Source organism: Streptomonospora wellingtoniae (genome assembly GCF_031845375.1).
Taxonomy (GTDB): Bacteria; Actinomycetota; Actinomycetes; order Streptosporangiales; family Streptosporangiaceae; genus Streptomonospora; species Streptomonospora wellingtoniae.
In genome coordinates this window covers 51,512-67,308 of record NZ_JAVREK010000014.1, presented here as the reverse complement: position 1 = coordinate 67,308, position 15,797 = coordinate 51,512, and the positions used below count along the sequence as shown (strand labels likewise).

General features: G+C 72.8%; 14 protein-coding genes. 12 read left to right on the top strand and 2 right to left on the bottom strand.

Going from position 1 to position 15,797, the window contains the following annotated elements:
- The first annotated feature begins 74 nt into the window (after positions 1-74).
- The 3 genes from RM446_RS14525 to RM446_RS14515 all read left to right on the top strand — a co-directional run bounded on the left by RM446_RS14525 (position 75) and on the right by RM446_RS14515 (position 3,417).
- A complete protein-coding gene (locus RM446_RS14525) occupies positions 75-1,439 on the top strand; it encodes a GH1 family beta-glucosidase (RefSeq protein ID WP_398695222.1) in 1,365 nt (454 codons plus the stop codon).
- 75 nt (positions 1,440-1,514) lie between these two features.
- Positions 1,515-2,537 (top strand): LacI family DNA-binding transcriptional regulator, encoded by a 1,023-nt coding sequence (locus tag RM446_RS14520; protein ID WP_311545813.1) that lies wholly within the window; start codon positions 1,515-1,517, stop codon positions 2,535-2,537.
- Between the two features lie 199 nt (positions 2,538-2,736).
- Positions 2,737-3,417, top strand: coding sequence for a hypothetical protein (locus RM446_RS14515; protein WP_311545812.1), 681 nt, complete (start codon positions 2,737-2,739; stop codon positions 3,415-3,417).
- Positions 3,418-3,424: 7 nt separating this feature from the next.
- Here RM446_RS14515 and RM446_RS14510 read toward each other — a convergent pair whose 3' ends face one another.
- Positions 3,425-4,705: a M15 family metallopeptidase gene (locus RM446_RS14510; RefSeq protein ID WP_311545811.1), complete on the bottom strand. Its 1,281-nt coding sequence runs from the start codon at positions 4,703-4,705 to the stop codon at positions 3,425-3,427.
- A 600-nt stretch (positions 4,706-5,305) separates the two neighbouring features.
- Between RM446_RS14510 and RM446_RS14505 the strand changes: the two genes are divergently transcribed.
- The 4 genes from RM446_RS14505 (at position 5,306) to RM446_RS14490 (ending at position 10,382) form a co-directional block, all read left to right on the top strand.
- Positions 5,306-8,620 (top strand): sensor histidine kinase, encoded by a 3,315-nt coding sequence (locus RM446_RS14505; protein ID WP_311545810.1) that lies wholly within the window; start codon positions 5,306-5,308, stop codon positions 8,618-8,620.
- Positions 8,621-8,840: 220 nt separating this feature from the next.
- Positions 8,841-9,242 carry a roadblock/LC7 domain-containing protein gene (locus RM446_RS14500; RefSeq protein ID WP_131099191.1) on the top strand — a complete coding sequence of 134 codons (402 nt, stop codon included), beginning with the start codon at positions 8,841-8,843 and terminating at the stop codon, positions 9,240-9,242.
- A gap of 20 nt (positions 9,243-9,262) precedes the next feature.
- On the top strand, positions 9,263-9,757 hold the full coding sequence (locus RM446_RS14495; RefSeq protein ID WP_311545809.1) for a DUF742 domain-containing protein: 495 nt from the start codon (positions 9,263-9,265) through the stop codon (positions 9,755-9,757).
- A gap of 34 nt (positions 9,758-9,791) precedes the next feature.
- Entirely contained in the window at positions 9,792-10,382 is a 591-nt protein-coding gene (locus tag RM446_RS14490; protein ID WP_311545871.1) for a GTP-binding protein, read from the top strand.
- Between the two features lie 88 nt (positions 10,383-10,470).
- Here the strand turns inward: RM446_RS14490 and RM446_RS14485 are convergent, their stop codons facing one another.
- Positions 10,471-11,136 carry a cyclase family protein gene (locus RM446_RS14485; protein ID WP_311545808.1) on the bottom strand — a complete coding sequence of 222 codons (666 nt, stop codon included), beginning with the start codon at positions 11,134-11,136 and terminating at the stop codon, positions 10,471-10,473.
- 114 nt (positions 11,137-11,250) lie between these two features.
- Here RM446_RS14485 and RM446_RS14480 point away from each other — a divergent pair, with 114 nt between their 5' ends.
- The 5 genes from RM446_RS14480 to pgsA all read left to right on the top strand — a co-directional run bounded on the left by RM446_RS14480 (position 11,251) and on the right by pgsA (position 15,783).
- Positions 11,251-12,960, top strand: coding sequence for a DUF885 domain-containing protein (locus RM446_RS14480; protein ID WP_311545806.1), 1,710 nt, complete (start codon positions 11,251-11,253; stop codon positions 12,958-12,960).
- A 122-nt stretch (positions 12,961-13,082) separates the two neighbouring features.
- Positions 13,083-13,886, top strand: coding sequence for a TerC family protein (locus RM446_RS14475; protein WP_311545805.1), 804 nt, complete (start codon positions 13,083-13,085; stop codon positions 13,884-13,886).
- Between the two features lie 177 nt (positions 13,887-14,063).
- On the top strand, positions 14,064-14,609 hold the full coding sequence (locus tag RM446_RS14470) for an HIT family protein (RefSeq protein ID WP_311545804.1): 546 nt from the start codon (positions 14,064-14,066) through the stop codon (positions 14,607-14,609).
- A 17-nt stretch (positions 14,610-14,626) separates the two neighbouring features.
- Positions 14,627-15,028 carry a thiol-disulfide oxidoreductase DCC family protein gene (locus tag RM446_RS14465; RefSeq protein WP_311545803.1) on the top strand — a complete coding sequence of 134 codons (402 nt, stop codon included), beginning with the start codon at positions 14,627-14,629 and terminating at the stop codon, positions 15,026-15,028.
- A gap of 122 nt (positions 15,029-15,150) precedes the next feature.
- On the top strand, positions 15,151-15,783 hold the full coding sequence (gene pgsA / locus RM446_RS14460) for a phosphatidylinositol phosphate synthase (protein WP_311545802.1): 633 nt from the start codon (positions 15,151-15,153) through the stop codon (positions 15,781-15,783).
- Positions 15,784-15,797 lie beyond the last annotated feature (14 nt).

Here is a 15,797-nt window from a genome sequence, read left to right as displayed (position 1 = left end):
CCGTCGCCGACCCGACCGCCGACACCGACACCCACCCCGGCGCCGACGCGGCGGTCCGCTTCCCCGAGGGCTTCGTGTGGGGCGCGTCCACTGCGTCCTTCCAGATCGAGGGCTCGACCACCGCCGACGGGCGCGGCCCCAGCATCTGGGACACCTTCTCGGCGACCCCGGGCAAGGTGCTCAACGGCGACACAGGCGACCCCGCCGTCGACCACTACCGGCGCTACGCCGAAGACGTCGAGATCATGCAGGACATGGGCATCGGAGCCTACCGGTTCTCCGTCGCCTGGCCGCGGATCCTGCCCGAAGGCAGCGGGGCGGTCAACCGGGCCGGGCTCGACTTCTACGACCGGCTCCTGGACAACCTGCTGGAGGCCGGCATCACACCCTGGCCCACCCTCTACCACTGGGACCTGCCCCAGGCGCTGGAGGACAAGGGCGGCTGGCCCGAGCGCGACACCGCCTTCCGCTTCGCCGAGTACGCCGAGGTGCTGCGCGACAGGTTCGGCGACCGCGTCCGGGACTGGACGACGCTGAACGAGCCCTGGTGCGCGGCGTTCCTCGGCTACGCCGACGGCGTGCACGCCCCGGGCCGCCGCGACCCCGCGGCGGCGCTCGCCGCGGCGCACCACCTGCTGCTGGGCCACGGCCTGGCCACCGCGGTCCTGCGTGAGGGCGGCTCCGACCGCCGCGTGGGGCTGACGCTGAACCAGACCACGGTGCGGCCCTACACCACCACGCCCGCCGACGTCGCGGCGGCCCGCCGCGCCGACGGCGTGCGCAACCGGGTCTTCACCGGTCCGCTGTTCCAGGGGCGCTACCCGGCAGACCTGCTCGACGACCTCGCGGCCATCACCGACTTCGGTTTCGTCCGCGACGGCGACCTGGAGCTCGTCTCCGCGCCGCTGGACCACCTGGGCGTCAACTACTACACGCCCGAATGGGTCTCGGCCACGGCCGATGGCGTCGACCCCGCCCGCATCGAGAGCGGCGGCGACAGCGGCGCGTTCGTCGGCTGCGACGACGTGGTGTTCGTCAGCCAGGGCCTGCCGCGCACCGGAATCGGCTGGGAGATCGACGCCACCGGCCTGTACGAGGTCCTGGTGCGGCTGGCCGCCGAGTGCCCCGGTGTGGACATGTACGTCCACGAGAACGGTGCGGCCTACGAGGACGAAGTGGGCCCCGACGACCGGGTGCACGACCCCGACCGGGTGTCCTACATCGACGCCCACCTGCGTATCGTGCACGAGGCCCTCAAGGCCGGGGTGCCCATGCGGGGCTACTTCGTCTGGTCCCTGCTGGACAACTTCGAATGGGCCTGGGGCTACTCCCAGCGCTTCGGCGTCGTCCACGTGGACTACGAGACACAGCGCCGCCGCGTGAAGGACAGCGGCCGCTGGTACGCCGATGTGGTGCGAAAAGGTGGCCTCCCCGGCTAGCGGCGGATGCGATCCTGGTAGGGGTGTGGACGAGCCCGGCGCGGCGGTGGCCGGGGTATCGGGGAAGGTGTTGCGATGAGCGGGGTCCGGCGGCCGACGCTGGAGATGGTGGCCACGCGCGCCGGTGTCGGGCGCGGCACGGTCTCACGCGTGATCAACGGGTCGGACCAGGTCAGCCCGGCGACGCGCGAGGCGGTGCGCAACGCCATCGCCGAGCTGGGCTACGTCCCCAACCACGCGGCGCGCACCCTGGTCACCCGCCGCACGGACACCGTGGCGCTGGTGGTGCCCGAGCCCAACGACCGGCTGTTCGCCCAGCCGTTCTTCGCCCACATCGTCCGCGGCGTCAGCGCCACGCTGAACGAGCGCGACCTGCAGCTGCTGCTGACCACGGTGCGCTCCGCCGACGAGTACGGCAGACTCGGCGACTACCTGACGGCCCACCACGTCGACGGTGTGCTGCTGGTCTCACTGCACGCCGACGACCCGCTGCCGGACCGCCTGGCCGAGGCGGGTGTGCCGTGCGTCATCGGCGGCCGGCCGTCGTGGCAGACCAGCCACCCCATCCACTACGTCGACATCGACAACGTCGGCGGGGCGCGCACGGCGACCCGCCGACTCGTCGAGACGGGCCGGCGGTGCATCGCCACGGTGGCCGGCCCGCCGGACATGGTCGCCGGCGAGGACCGGCTGGAGGGCTACCTCAAGGCCATGCGCGAGAGCGGGCTGGCCACGCCGCCGGAGCGGGTCGTACGCGGCGACTTCAGCTACGAGAGCGGCGAGGCCGCGATGCGCGAGCTGCTGGCGGCCGCCCCCGGCGTCGATGCGGTGTTCGTGGCCTCCGACCCCATGGCCCTGGCGGCGATGCGGGTGCTGCGCGACAGCGGGCGGCGCATCCCCGACGACGTGGCGGTCATCGGCTACGACAACTCCTCCTTCGCCTCGCACAGCGACCCGCCGCTGACCAGCGTGCACCAGCCGACCGAGCGCATGGGCGGCGAGATGGCGCGCATCCTGGCCGACGTGGCCATCCCCGGCGAGGCCGAGTTCAGCGAGCAGGTCCTCGACACCCACCTGGTCGTCCGCGAGTCCGGCTGAGCAGGCGCTTGCAGCCGCCCGGCGCCGGGTATCCGCAGGACGCGCCGCGGGCGCCCCTCCTGCCGCTCACGGCCCGCCGCCGCCGGCGTTCTGCCGGCGCGGCGGACGCGGACGGCCGACCCCCGCCGCCGGGATACCGTGAGGCCGGGAGGAAACGGGCCGAAAGGCCCGGCGGCCGCTGCTGGGAGGGGAGCATTCGATGCGGTGGGTCACCTATCTTTCGCCGAGTGGGGGAGAGGAGCGCTCCGGGGTCGTCGACGACGGCTGCGTGTTCGGCTACCCCGGCACCCAGAGCGTTCCCGAGCTGCTCGAAGAGAGCCGCGACACCCTCGCCGACGCCTATCACAAAGCCCTTGCGGCCCCGGTGGAGATCATCGTCGAGTTCGAGACCCGCCTGTGCGCGCCGGTGCGCCCGGAGCACGCGGTGCCCGTCCGGGTCGAAGACGTGTGGACGCGCGTGGATCCCGCGCTGGTGCGCGGTACCGACGACGGGGTCGTGCTGCCCGCGGGCGAGACGGCGCTGACCGCTTCCGTCGGCGTGATGGCGCTGTTCGGCGGCCGGGGCCGGCACGCCGGCTACACCCCGGCGTGCCTGTGGCGGACGCCCGGCGGCGTCCCGGTCTCGCTGAGCGTGGGGCCGGCCATCGTCACCCACGACGAGTTCGACGGTTCGCCGCTGGTCGTGGAGGCCTCCGTGGAAGAGAGCGGCGTCGCGCGGGCCGAACTGGACGGAGGACTGCACTGGGCGGCCGACGCACGCGACGGCCGTGCGGCCGCTGCGCTGTCGGAGCCGAGCCGTCCGCTGGAGCGCGGCGAGGAGGTCTACGTCGACGGCGGGCCGCTGGGCGGGTTCGAACTGCGCGTGGGGTCGGGTGCCTGAGACACGCTCAAGCGGTGTACTCCCAGTGCCACGGCTCGAAGCCTCCCCTGGCCCACGGCGGGTTGCGCCATCCGAATGCGGGGGCGTGGGCCGCCATCCACTCGTGCTCGGGGGACCCGAGCCGGTCGATGCCGCCGCACAGGTCCACCGCCGTGCCGCGGCCGTGCGCGCTGGTGCCCGGGCTTGCCGCCATGCCGGCGGCCTTCTCGCGAAAGAGCCGGACCTGGTCGGAGAAGGGCCGGTAGGCGTCGGTAACGCACATCGGGCGGTCGAAGCGGTCGCGGAACGCGCCGTCGAGTTCGATGAACGCGGCCGCGGCGCCGGCCCGCAGCATCTCGCCCCTCTGGGGGAGCGGGCAGAGCGCGGACGCGGGAATGCGCCCGTTGGCGAAGCCCTCGGCGCCCGACGCGGTGCAGCCCTGACCGGCGGGGTCCGCGGCACCGGCGGTGCCGTCGCGCGCCCTGGCGCCGCCTGACAGGCCGCCCGGCCCGCCTTGGGCGCCCGCGGCGGCCTGGGCCTGCTCCAGGGCCTGCTCGCGCTCCTGCTCCTGCTCCCCGGTGTCGCCGCGGACCCGCTGCAGCGCCAGCTCCACCCGAGATTGCTCGGCGGTGACGTCGGCGAGAGCGCCCTCCTGCTCGGCGACCGCTTCCAAGGCCTCGTCCCGGGCGTCGGCGGCCTCGCCGGCTGCCTCGCGGCGCTCCTCCTCGGCCTCCTCTGCACGGTCGCCGAGCGTTTCCGCTGCGCTGAGCGCCGCGCCCGCCGTCTCTACTGCGCTGCCGCGGCGCTGCCCGACGAGGGCGAGGTCGGCGCCGCGGTCGAGCACCTCCTGGGGCCCGTCGGCCGAGCTCCAGGCCAGGGCGGCGCTGAGGTCGGCACCCATGTAGGCGGCAGCGGCGTAGTCGGCGGCGTCCTCGCGGAGCTCCCGGGTCCGCCCGCGGGCGCGCTCGGCGGTGAGTCCGGCCGACACGCTCTCCTCCTCGGCCGCCTCCAGCCGCGCGGCCGCCTCCGCGTAGTCGAGGATCTTCTCGTCGGCGCGTTCGTAGAGCCCGTCAAGGCGTGCGCGGATGCGGGCCGCCTGCGTGTTCAGGCCGGCGAGGGTCGCCTCGTGCGCGGCCGCCTCCGGCCCGCCGCCGCGGGCCGCGGCGGGCGCGGCCGCCGGAGCGGACGACCCGAGGGCCAGGCACAGCGCAACGGCGGCCCCAGCGGCGGCGCGGCGGCGCGGTCCGCCGCCGCGGGCGGGGACGGGCGACGACTCGGGAAGCGGTGGCTGCCAGCGGTCCGACGGCACGGGCTCCCTCCGATGTCACGGTGCTCACCAGGCACGATGACATGGCGGGGTGGTCTTTTCACCCAAAGTCGGGGGTGTGTCCGAAAAGTTATCTAAGTGATTTCGGAGGTCCGATACCCTTCCCGTCTCCGGCGGATGGGGCGCGGGTCGTGCCAGGTAAGCGGGGTTTCGCGATGGCCGCGGCGACTGCCGGTGCGGCGCGCGGCCGCTCACGCGAACCGTGGCATCTGCACGGATTGGTACGCTATCAACCTCACGTGCACCATTTTTGGTTTATGGTGCACAACGCCTCTTCATTCCCCCTGAGGGCGCGCCAGGGCGCGGAACCCCACTCTATTCCGCGCGGATCGCCGCGCGCGGCGGTCCGGTTGGGCCCCATCCGGAATCACTCAGGCTCCACCGGCCTCCATCCGATCCGGTACCGCCCGCAGGGAATAGGAATCCGGCGGTTGAGGCGGTGAACACGAAAGGTTGCGAGGGTCCGTGTCGACACGAGCGACAGATGACGGAGGCAGCGCCGCACGGGGCGCGCCTCAGGCCGACCGCGCGGCCGAGCCGGCGGACGTCCGGCGGCGCTGGTGGGCACCGCGGGAATGGCGCGTGCGCCCCCGGTTGATCGCACTCATCGTGATCCCCACCGCGGTCGCCCTGGTTCTGGGCGGACTGCGGATCTCGGAGAGCGTCGTCAACACGGTCACCCACGACCGAATCGAGAAGGCCGCCGCACTGGGCGAAGCCGTGGTCGACCTGTCGACCGAGCTGGGGCGGGAGCGCCTGATGGCCGCCGCCTTCATCGCCGACGACCCCAACTACGAGCAGCGCTCCGACGAGTCGCTGGGCGACCTCCAGGACCAGATCGAGGAGAGCCGCCAGGCCGAGCAGCGCGTGCGGAGCCTCATCGACGGCCTGGGCGACCCCGGCAGCCAGCTGATGGCCACCCGCCTGGCGACCATGCAGGGCAGCCTCGGCAACCTCGACCGGGTGCGAGACGAGGTGCAGAGCACCCGTCTGACCGTGCTGCCGATGGTCACCAAGTACTCCCAGGTGCTCGACTCGCTCTCCGACTTCAACCAGGTCATCGCGGAAGGAACGAGCGACACCGAGCTGCGGTCGAGCGTGCGCGCGCTGACGGGAGTGGCCAAGGCGCGCGAACAGCTCTCCTACGAGGGCGCGCTGATGCTGCATTCGCTGATGCGCGGCAACATGTCCGAGGGAATCCGCTCCGAGATCGAGGACAGCCGGGCCACCTTCGAGAACGAGCGCGACAACTTCCGCAACGCCGCCACCACCGGCCAGCGCCAGATGTACGAGGAGACGTTCGTCGGCGCCGAGGTCAGCCAGATGGCAACCACCCGGCTGCGGATCATCATGCGCGCCCGGGACGAGCAGGACCTCTCCGGAGTGACGCCGGGCGACACGCCACAGTCCTACCAGGAGGTCACCGGCGTCGTCCTGGGCAAGATGTCGCAGATCGAGTCCAACCTGGCCACCTCCGTGCGGGCCCAGGCCGACTCGCTGCGGTCGGGCGCCTTGAACCGGGCCGCGATCGAGTCGATCCTGGTCCTGGCCGTCCTCATCACCGTCTTCACGCTCACCTCGATGGTGGTGCGCTCCCTGGTGCGGCCGCTGCGCGCACTGCGCGAGGGCGCGATGCGCATCGCCGAGGACGACCTGCCCGGCGCGATCTCCCGGATGCAGGAGTCCAGCGCCGCCGGCGAGGGTGAGGTCGAGGTGGCCCCCATCGAGGTCAGATCCCGCGACGAGATCGGCGAGGTCGCCCGGTCCTTCGATGAGGTCCACCGCGTGGCGCTGCGCCTGGCCTCCGACGAGGCCGCGCTGCGCAGCAACGTCAACGCGATGTTCGTCAACCTCTCCCGGCGGAGCCAGACCCTGGTGGAACGGCAGCTTCGGCTGATCGACGGCCTTGAGCAGGGCGAGCAGGACGACGAGCGTCTGGGCGACCTGTTCCAGCTGGACCACCTGGCCACGCGGATGCGGCGCAACAACGAGAACCTGCTGGTCCTCTCCGGCCAGGACAACACCCGCAAGTGGGCGCAGCCGGTCCCGCTCGTCGATGTGCTGCGCGGCGCCATCTCCGAGGTCGAGGAGTACGAGCGCATCAACGTGCGCGCCCCCTCGCACATCTCGGTGCTGGGGCGCCCGGTCAACGACGTCATCCACCTCGTGGCCGAGCTGGTCGAGAACGCCACGGCGTTCTCCTCCAGCGAGTCCCCGGTGGCCGTCACCGCCCAGGCCATGGACGACGGCGGCGTGCGCGTCGAGGTCACCGACAGCGGCATCGGCATGCCGCCGGAGGAGATCCGCGCCGTCAACGCCCGCCTCGCAGAGCCGCCGGTCATCGACGTCGGCGTCTCCCGCCGCATGGGCCTGTTCGTGGTCAGCCGCCTGGCCGCCCGCCACGGCATCGGCGTGCGTCTGTACGAGGCACACAACGGCGGCATCAATGCCTACGCCGCCCTGCCCCCCGACCTGCTGATCACGCCGGTGGAGTCGCAGCCGGCGCTGGAGTCCCCCGGCGCGCCCGGCGCGCCCGACACCTACGCCGAAGCCGCCGCCGCGTTCGCGGCCAACCCGGCCCCGCCCGAGCCCTCCGTCTGGGGCGACCGCCGCGACTCCGCCGCCGGCCCGCAGCTGCCCAAGCGGGAGCCGGGCATCAACCGCGCGGGCGGCTCCGGCGAAGAGCACCCGCCCAGCGGTGAGGACCTGTGGCAGGGCTCGGGATGGAACCTGCCGCCCGCGCAGTCGCAGAGCCGCCCGCCGCAGCCTCCGGCGGCTCCCGAACCGCCGCCCGCACCTCCCCAGCCGCCGGCCGCGCAGCCGCCCGTCCATCCTGAGCAGAGCAGGCCGCCGCAGCAGCCCGCCGAGCCGCGGACCTACGCGTCGGAGCCCCAGCACGCCGAGCCGCCGCGCGCCGAGCAGCAGCCGGGCGGACCGCAGTGGGACGCCTGGGACACCCGCCGCTGGCGGGAGCAGCCGCGCAACCAGCAGCAGCGGCCCGACGATCGGTACCGCGAAGACGCTCCTACGCAGTCCTTCGCCCGCCCCGCCGACGAGGCGGCCCCTCGGGCGTCGCAGTCCGGCCCCGCCGAGAACGGCTGGGCCAACGGGGCCAACGGCCACTACCCGCAGCAGACGGGTCGGCCCGAGGAGCCCCGCCAGCAGCCCGCCCGTGCCGAGGCGGGCCGCCCGGAGTGGAGCGAGTCCGAGAGCCGCGAGGGCTACGGCTCCACCGCCTACCTTTCGCGGCGCTACGGCGGCGGGGGCGGCGCAGCAGGGCAGAACACCGTCGTCCCGCCTTCTCCCGACGGCGGCTCCGAGACCCTGCCGATCTTCGACGCCATCGAGTCCAACTGGTTCCGGCGCCGCAGTGGCGGGCCCGCGACCGAGCCCGAGACGGGCCCGCTGCCGCGCTTCGGCGCCGAATCCGACGCCCGGGGCGACCGGGGCCGGTCGGAAAGGACGCAGCAGGGCGCACCGGCGGCCCAGGCGCCTCAGTACGGCGCAGCCGAGCCGGCGGGCGCCAACAGCGCCCCGGCGCGACAGGGTGATGAGCACATGCACCACGACCAGGGCGCCCACCAGTCCAACGACGGCCGCGACTCCGCGGCGGCGCAACCGCACGGAACAGAGGACGACTGGCGGTCCGAGTCCGACCGCGGCTGGCAGGCGGCGCAGACCGCGGCCGAACCCATCGCAGGCGGATTGACGACTTCGGGCTTGCCAAAACGCGTTCCTAAGGCAAACCTTGTGCCCGGAACGGCTCCCACGCCGGAAAACGTCAAGCAGGTCCCGAACCGCTCCGCAGACCGGGTGCGCAACCGCTTCTCGGGTTTCCAGCGTGGGGTCCGCGAAGGCCGCAACCAGATCGGCGATGCGCCGAACGAGGAGAACTAGTGCATTGTGCGGGTACGGTCAGGCGCGCTCCGACTCGCCGCGGGCCGCCGGGCCGGGGTCCTGACATATCACGGAACAGCGATGGATTAGCATCATCCGCACCTCCCGTGATGATCAGCAGTAAGCAACCGAATAAGGTCACTACAGGAGCCCATTCGGCCGCCGACGTGAGGCCCGCGGGCCGCGGTCGATCCCCCGGCCGATACGGACAGGAGAACAGATGAATCAACCGGTGAATGAGCTCAACTGGCTGATCACTGACTTCGCAAATCGAGTGCCGGACGTCGCACACGCGATCGTCGTCTCGTCGGACGGGCTCCCACTCGCTTCCTCGACCGGCTTTCCCGCTGACCGGGCGGACCAGCTGGCCGCCATCGCCTCGGGGCTCTCCAGCCTGACCCAGGGCGCCTCCCGGGTCTTCGAAGGCGGCGCTGTATCGCAGACCGTCGTGGAGATGGAGCGGGGGCTGCTGCTGATCATGTCGATCAGCGACGGCTCCTGCCTTGCTGTGCTCGCGGCCGCCGAGTGCGATCTCGGCCTGGTCGCCTACGAGATGACCCTGCTCGTCGAGCGGGCGGGGCGTGCGCTGACTCCGGCGGCGCGTACCTCGGGAATCCACTGAACCACCACCGACAGGAGGAAGTGGTGGCACCTCACAGTCGAGATGCCGGGAGCGCCTCGTGGTTCGGACAGCAACCCGCCGGCGCCCCCAGGTCGCCGGCGGCAGGCCCGGGCGGCGCGGATGTTCCACGACCAACCCAGAACAACAACGCCGACCAGCAGGCGGCGGCCAACAGTTCCCCCAGTTCGCTGGTCCGCCCCTACGCTGTGACGAAGGGGCGCACCAAGCCCAAGTCCGAGCTGCCTCTGGAGACGCTGATCTCCTCGACGGACACGGCGCGAAACGAGTCGGGGACCCTCACCCCCGAGTGCCAGGCCATCAGCGACCTGTGCCGCGAATGGCGCTCCGTGGCCGAGGTCTCAGCTCTGCTGCGCATCCCGCTCGGTGTCGCGCGGGTGCTTGTGGCGGACATGTCCGAACAGGGACTGCTGCAGATCACGTCGTCGACCAACACCGACAGTCGGCCCAACGCCAACCTTCTTGAAAGGGTGCTCAGTGGACTTCGCAAGCTCTAGCGCGGCCGACGAGGGCGGTGCCGCGGCGAGTGCGATGACGTCGGTCAAGATCGTCGTCGCCGGAGGCTTCGGTGTAGGCAAGACGACGTTCGTCGGCTCCGTCTCCGAGATCGTGCCGCTGACTACCGAGGCGGTCATGACCAGCGCCAGCGTCGGGGTCGACGACCTCGCGAAGACGCCGGACAAGCAGACCACCACCGTCGCCATGGACTTCGGCCGGGTCTCGCTGGACTCCGACCTCATCCTGTACCTGTTCGGCACGCCCGGCCAGCACCGCTTCTGGTTCATGTGGGACGACCTGGTCAAGGGCGCCATCGGCGCCGTCGTGCTGGTCGACACCCGCCGCCTGGCCGACTGCTTCCCCGCCATCGACTACTTCGAAGAGGCCCGGCTGCCGTTCGTCGTGGCGATCAACGGATTCGACGGGTACTACCCCCACGCAGCCGCGGAGGTGCGCGACGCGCTGACGCTCAGCCCGGAGATCCCCATCGTCCAGGTTGACGCGCGCGACCGCTCCTCGACCAAGTCGACCCTGATCACGCTCGTGGAGCACGCCATCACCGTCGGGGACCCCGGCGGGGCGGGCCAGCCCACCTCCACCGGCGGACAGGGCTCCTGGCGCTGACCTGCCCCCGGCCGCCGCGGGAGCCGGCGCGGCCGGGGGACGGTCCGGCCGCGTCCGCGGAACGCTCGGGCGGGAGTATCGGTGCGCCTCAGCCGAGCCGCGCGGCCACCGCCCGCACGGGCGCTCCGTCACCGCCGCTGAGGCGGATCGGCAGAGCCATGAACAGCGGGTCGGCGAAGTCCACGCGCTCCAGTCCGCGCAGGTTCTCGACGATCACGGCTCCCACCCCAAGCAGGACGTTGTGCGCCGCCCAGTCGCCCGGGGCGTGCGGACCGTGCGGCGTGGAGTCGGGACTGGGCGAGTCGACGCCGACGCAGCGCACCCCGGACTCGGCGAGCATGCGGGCCGCGCTCGCGTCCAGGTAGGGGTGGTCGAAGTAGCGGGGAGTGCCGTAGTGCCCGTCCCATCCGGTGCGCACCAGCACCGCCGCGCCCGGGGCCAAGCGGTCCCGCCAGGGCTCCAGGTCCGCAGCCGTGACGGGCGAGCGGTCGGGGCGCCCCGTCGCGTCGACCACCACCGCGGGACCGGTGAACCGCTCCAGCGGCAGGTCCTCCAGCCGCTGCCCGCCGTCCAGGAAATGATAGGGCGCGTCGACGTGGGTGCCGCTGTGCGAGCTCATGTGCACCGCGCTGGAGTTGAACCCCTCCACCGCCACGGTGGCCGAGCGCTCCACGTGCGGCTCCCGGTCCCCGGGGAAGGCCTGCGTGTCGGGCCCCACGGTCCGGCTCAGGTCGACGATGCGGGTGAACTGCACCGGGTTCCTCCAATGGTCGCTGCTGCTGGTCGGCGAGCGTATCGACCGCGGCGCGGCACCCGGCCTGTGCAGACGGGGTGCGTCGCGCGCGGTGACGGTGCAAGATAGCAGGCGATGACTTCCGACCCTTCCCGCGACCGGCCCGAGCCCGGCGCCAACGCGATGACCGACCGTTTCCACGCGGTCGGCGAGGGCATCCTCGACGCACTCCTCGAAGACGCACCCGAGTGGGCCGACGACCTCGGTGACCACCGCTTCTCCGACCGCCTCGCCGACCACTCCTCCGAGGCCGACGCCCGGCGCGCCGGCGTGCTCACCGACGCCCTGGGCGCCCTCGACGAGATCGACGACCTGCTGCTGCCCGCCGCCGACCGCGTCGACCTGGAGATGCTGCGCAACCGCGTCTCGGCCGACCTGTGGCAGCTCACCGAGCTGCGCCCGCAGACGTGGGACCCCCTGGTGCATCTGCCCGGCGACGCGCTCTACGGCATCCTCGCCGGGGAGGACCTGCCCGCCGAGGATCGGCTGCGCGCGATCACGGCGCGCTGTGCCGCCGTACCCGGCTTCCTCGCCACCGCCCGCGAGCGCCTGGAGGGCGGACCCGGCATGCCGCGCGTCCACGTCGAGACCGCCATCGGGCGCGCCGAGGGAATCCTCGGGCTGCTCGGCGACGGCATCGACCGCCTCGCCGAGCACGTGCGGACACCGGCCCTGCGCGCCGGCGCGGACGACGCCCGCGGCAGCGCGGCGGCCGCGCTGCACAAGCACGCCGACTGGCTGCGTTCCCGTGTCGAGACCGCCGACGCCGACCCGCGCCTGGGCGCGCGCGACCACGCGGCCCGGCTGTGGTACACGCTCGACTCCGAACTCTCCCAGGACGCGCTTCTCACCCGGGCCGAGAGCGACCTGCTGGCCACCGAGGAGGCGATCGCCGAGGCCGCGTCGGACTTCGCCGGCGCGCCGCCGCGCCCCGGCCAGGTGCGCGAGGTCCTCGACCGCATCGCCGCCGGGTCCGCGACGACCGAGGAGACCGTGCGGCCCGCCTGCGAGCGCGCGCTGGAGCACCTGCTCGATCGCGCCCGCGAGCTCGACTTCGCCACGCTGCCCGACCAGCCCGTGCGCGTGATCGCCATGCCCGAGGCCCGCCGCGGCATGTCGGTCGCCTACTGCGACCCGCCCGGCGCGCTCTCGTCCGCGCCCGAGCGCCCCACGCTCGTCGCCGTCGCTCCGCCGCCCGCCGACTGGCCCGCCGAGCGCCGCGCCTCGTTCTACCGCGAGTACAACGCCGACATGCTGCGCGAGCTGATGGTGCACGAGGGCGTCCCCGGGCACGCCCTGCAGCTCGCCCACGGGGCGCGCTACTCCGGCGGCACCCGGCTGCGCCGGGCGCTGTTCAGCGACACCTTCATCGAGGGCTGGGCCGTCTACGCCGAGGAGGCCCTGCACGCGGACGGCTGGTGCGCCGACGACCCCGGCCTCAACCTGCGCATGCGGCTGGTCCAGCTCAAGACCCTGCTGCGGACGATCATCAACGCCATCCTCGACGTGCGCGTGCACGCCCACGGCATGACCGAGTCCGAGGCCATGTCGCTGCTGGTGGAACGCGGCCACCAGGAGGAGGGCGAGGCCGCCGGGAAGTGGCGGCGCGCCCGGCTCAGCAGCGCGCAGCTGTCCACCTACTACACCGGCTACCGTGAGGTGTCGGCGATCGTGCGCGACTCGGCCGCCGCACGTCCCGGAGCCTCCCGCCGCGACCTGCACGACGGCGTCCTGGCCCACGGCGCGCCGGCTCCGCGCCACCTCCGCACCCTGCTCGGCGTGTGAGCGGCCTGATCCGGCCGCCGCCGGCGGGTGTCCTTTACCAACGGCACACATCGGCATGATCTAGACTCCACACGCCCGCACATGTCCCCCGCCCGCAGATCCCCGGAGCTGACGACCCCGCCATGACCACGGACCTGATCGTCGGATTCTTCACGCTGACCGCGCTGGAGATCGTCCTCGGAATCGACAACCTCGTCTTCATCTCGATTCTGGCGAACAAGCTGCCCGAGCACCAGCGCGCCCGCGCGCGCCAACTGGGCATCGGCCTCGCCCTGATCAGCCGGTTGCTGCTGCTGGCCTCCATCACGTGGATCATGCGGCTTACGGCGCCGCTGTTCTCCCTCGGCTCGTTCGAGTTCAGCGGCCAGTCGATAATCCTGCTCGTCGGCGGGCTCTTCCTCATCGGCAAGGCCACCTACGAGATCCACGAAAGCCTCGAAGGCGAGGTGGACCACGCGGGCTCGCAGGTGCGCGCCGCGATGGGCGCCGTGCTGATCCAGATCGTCGCCCTGGACATCATCTTCTCGCTGGACTCGGTCATCACCGCGGTGGGCATGATCGGCGACCAGCCCAACGGCATCTGGGTGATGGTCGCGGCGGTGGTCATCGCGGTCGTCGTCATGCTGGTGCTGGCCGGGCCGCTGAGCCGCTTCGTGAACAAGCACCCGACGATCAAGATGCTGGCGCTGGCCTTCCTGCTGCTCATCGGCATGACCCTGGTCGCCGACGGGCTCGGCTTCCACGTGCCCAAGGGCTACATCTACACCGCCATGGGCTTCTCGCTGTTCGTGGAGGTCCTCAACCTGCTGCGCCGGCGCTCCAAGAGCGCCCCGGTCAAGCTGAGCAGCCGCTACGCCGAAGACGGCGCCGATGAGGACACGGCCGGCGGGGGCGACTCCGGCGAGGAGCGCGCCACGACCGACTGACCGCGGCGGGGAGCCGCCGGGGCCCGCCCGGAACGCCGCGGTCTGCGCGGCGGACCGGGCGGAGCGGCAGGCTGTTCGGCCCCCCTGGCCCGGGCGGCCTATGCTGGAGCCAGCACGGCCGCCGCGGTGCGGACCGCGAAGTGTGGCGGCGTCGATACGCGGTGAGGTGAGCCGACGATGAGTGAAGCCGAGCGGGAGGCCCCCTTCGGCGACCCCGACGGCTTCGAGCGCCTGTGGACCCCGCACCGCATGGCCTACATCCAGGGCGAGAACAAGCCCAGCGGCCCGGCGCCCGACGACGGCTGCCCCTTCTGCCGCGCCCCCGGACTGGCGGACGCCGAGTCCCTCGTGGTGGCCCGCGGCACGACCGGCTACGCCGTGCTCAACCTCTACCCCTACAACAGCGGCCACCTGCTGATCTGCCCCTACCGGCACGTCGGCGACCTCACCCTGCTCGACGACGCGGAGACGGCCGAGCTCTCCTGGCTGACCCGGTCCGGCATCACGGCACTCCGCCGCGCCTACGGGCCGCAGGGGTTCAACGTCGGCATGAACCTCGGCGAGCCCGCCGGGGCCGGTATCGCCGCCCATCTGCACCAGCACATCGTGCCGCGCTGGGGAGGCGACAACAACTTCATGCCCGTGATCGGGCGCACCAAGGTGCTGCCCGAGCTCCTCCGGCAGACCCGCGAGACCCTCGCCGAGTCCTGGCCCGAGGCGTGACAGCCGCGGAAGAAGAGGTGAGTCCCATCGCCACACAGCACCCCGCACCCGTGCTGGTCTTCGACGGCGACTGCGGCTTCTGCACCAGTAGCGCCCGCCTGGCCCGCCGCTACGTCGAGCCGCGGCTGCGCACCGTGCCCTGGCAGCGCAGCGGACTGTCCGCACCGGCCCGGGCCCGCGCCCGGGAGGAGGTCCTGCTGCTCGACGCCTCCGGCAGGCGGCTGTGGGGCGGCGCCGACGCGATCGCCGTGCTCATGCTCGCCAGTCGGCGCCCGCTGTGGCCGCCCGTGGGGTGGCTGCTGCGCCGCGCGCCCCTGCGCCCGCTGGCCGCCGGCGCCTACCAGTGGGTCGCCCGTCACCGCCACCTGATGCCGGGAGGCACCCCGGCCTGCAGCCTCGACCCGGGGCAAGCTCCCTGACGCCGACGCCTCCGCCGACCGTGGCGGCGGCGGCCGAGGGGGTACCGGGCGATGCAGGGCCGGTGCCGCCGGAGCGCCGTGTGGCCGCCTCCGCCTCCTGCGCAATACGATCTTGAGAGATCATGCTGAGATATCTGCGTCCTCTGTTCAGCCGACTGCTGCTGCCCCTCGGTCGGCTGCTGGCCAAGCTCGGGATCACGCCGAGCACGGTCACCCTTGTCGGCGCCCTCGGCGTCGTCGTCAGCGCACTGGTCTTCTACCCCCTGGGCGAGCTTTTCGCCGGCTCGGCCGTCATCACCGGCTTCGTGCTGCTGGACATGCTCGACGGTGCCGTGGCCCGCGCCTCCGACAACACCACCAAGTGGGGCGCCTTCCTCGACTCCACGCTTGACCGGCTCTCCGACGCGGCGATCCTCAGCGGCCTCATGCTGTGGTTCTTCGGCGGCGGCGAGAACCCGACCCTGGGCTATGTCAGCCTGTTCTGCCTCGTCGCCGGGTTCGGCGTCTCCTACATCAAGGCGCGCGCCGAAGCGCTGGGCGCCAACTGCGACGTCGGCATAGCCGAGCGCGCCGAGCGGCTGGTGATCCTGCTGGTGGCCGCGGGCCTGGGCGGGCTGGACGTGCCCTACGTCCTGCCCGCCGGGCTGTGGATCCTGGCCCTGCTCAGCGGCATCACTGTAGTCCAGCGCCTGATCGAGACCCGCAACCGGCTCACCCGGCCGCGGCGCACCGCCGGCGACACCGGCTCCGTCTGAGCGGGGGAGGGGCG

What these genes read in the sequence shown, in the direction of transcription:
- RM446_RS14520 (WP_311545813.1), top strand. Translation starts at nt 1,515, where the DNA reads ATGAGCGGGGTCCGGCGGCCGACGCTGGAGATGGTGGCCACGCGCGCC.
- RM446_RS14515 (WP_311545812.1), top strand. Translation starts at nt 2,737, where the DNA reads ATGCGGTGGGTCACCTATCTTTCGCCGAGTGGGGGAGAGGAGCGCTCC.
- RM446_RS14500 (WP_131099191.1), top strand. Translation starts at nt 8,841, where the DNA reads ATGAATCAACCGGTGAATGAGCTCAACTGGCTGATCACTGACTTCGCA.
- RM446_RS14490 (WP_311545871.1), top strand. Translation starts at nt 9,792, where the DNA reads ATGACGTCGGTCAAGATCGTCGTCGCCGGAGGCTTCGGTGTAGGCAAG.
- RM446_RS14480 (WP_311545806.1), top strand. Translation starts at nt 11,251, where the DNA reads ATGACTTCCGACCCTTCCCGCGACCGGCCCGAGCCCGGCGCCAACGCG.
- RM446_RS14475 (WP_311545805.1), top strand. Translation starts at nt 13,083, where the DNA reads ATGACCACGGACCTGATCGTCGGATTCTTCACGCTGACCGCGCTGGAG.
- RM446_RS14470 (WP_311545804.1), top strand. Translation starts at nt 14,064, where the DNA reads ATGAGTGAAGCCGAGCGGGAGGCCCCCTTCGGCGACCCCGACGGCTTC.
- pgsA (WP_311545802.1), top strand. Translation starts at nt 15,151, where the DNA reads ATGCTGAGATATCTGCGTCCTCTGTTCAGCCGACTGCTGCTGCCCCTC.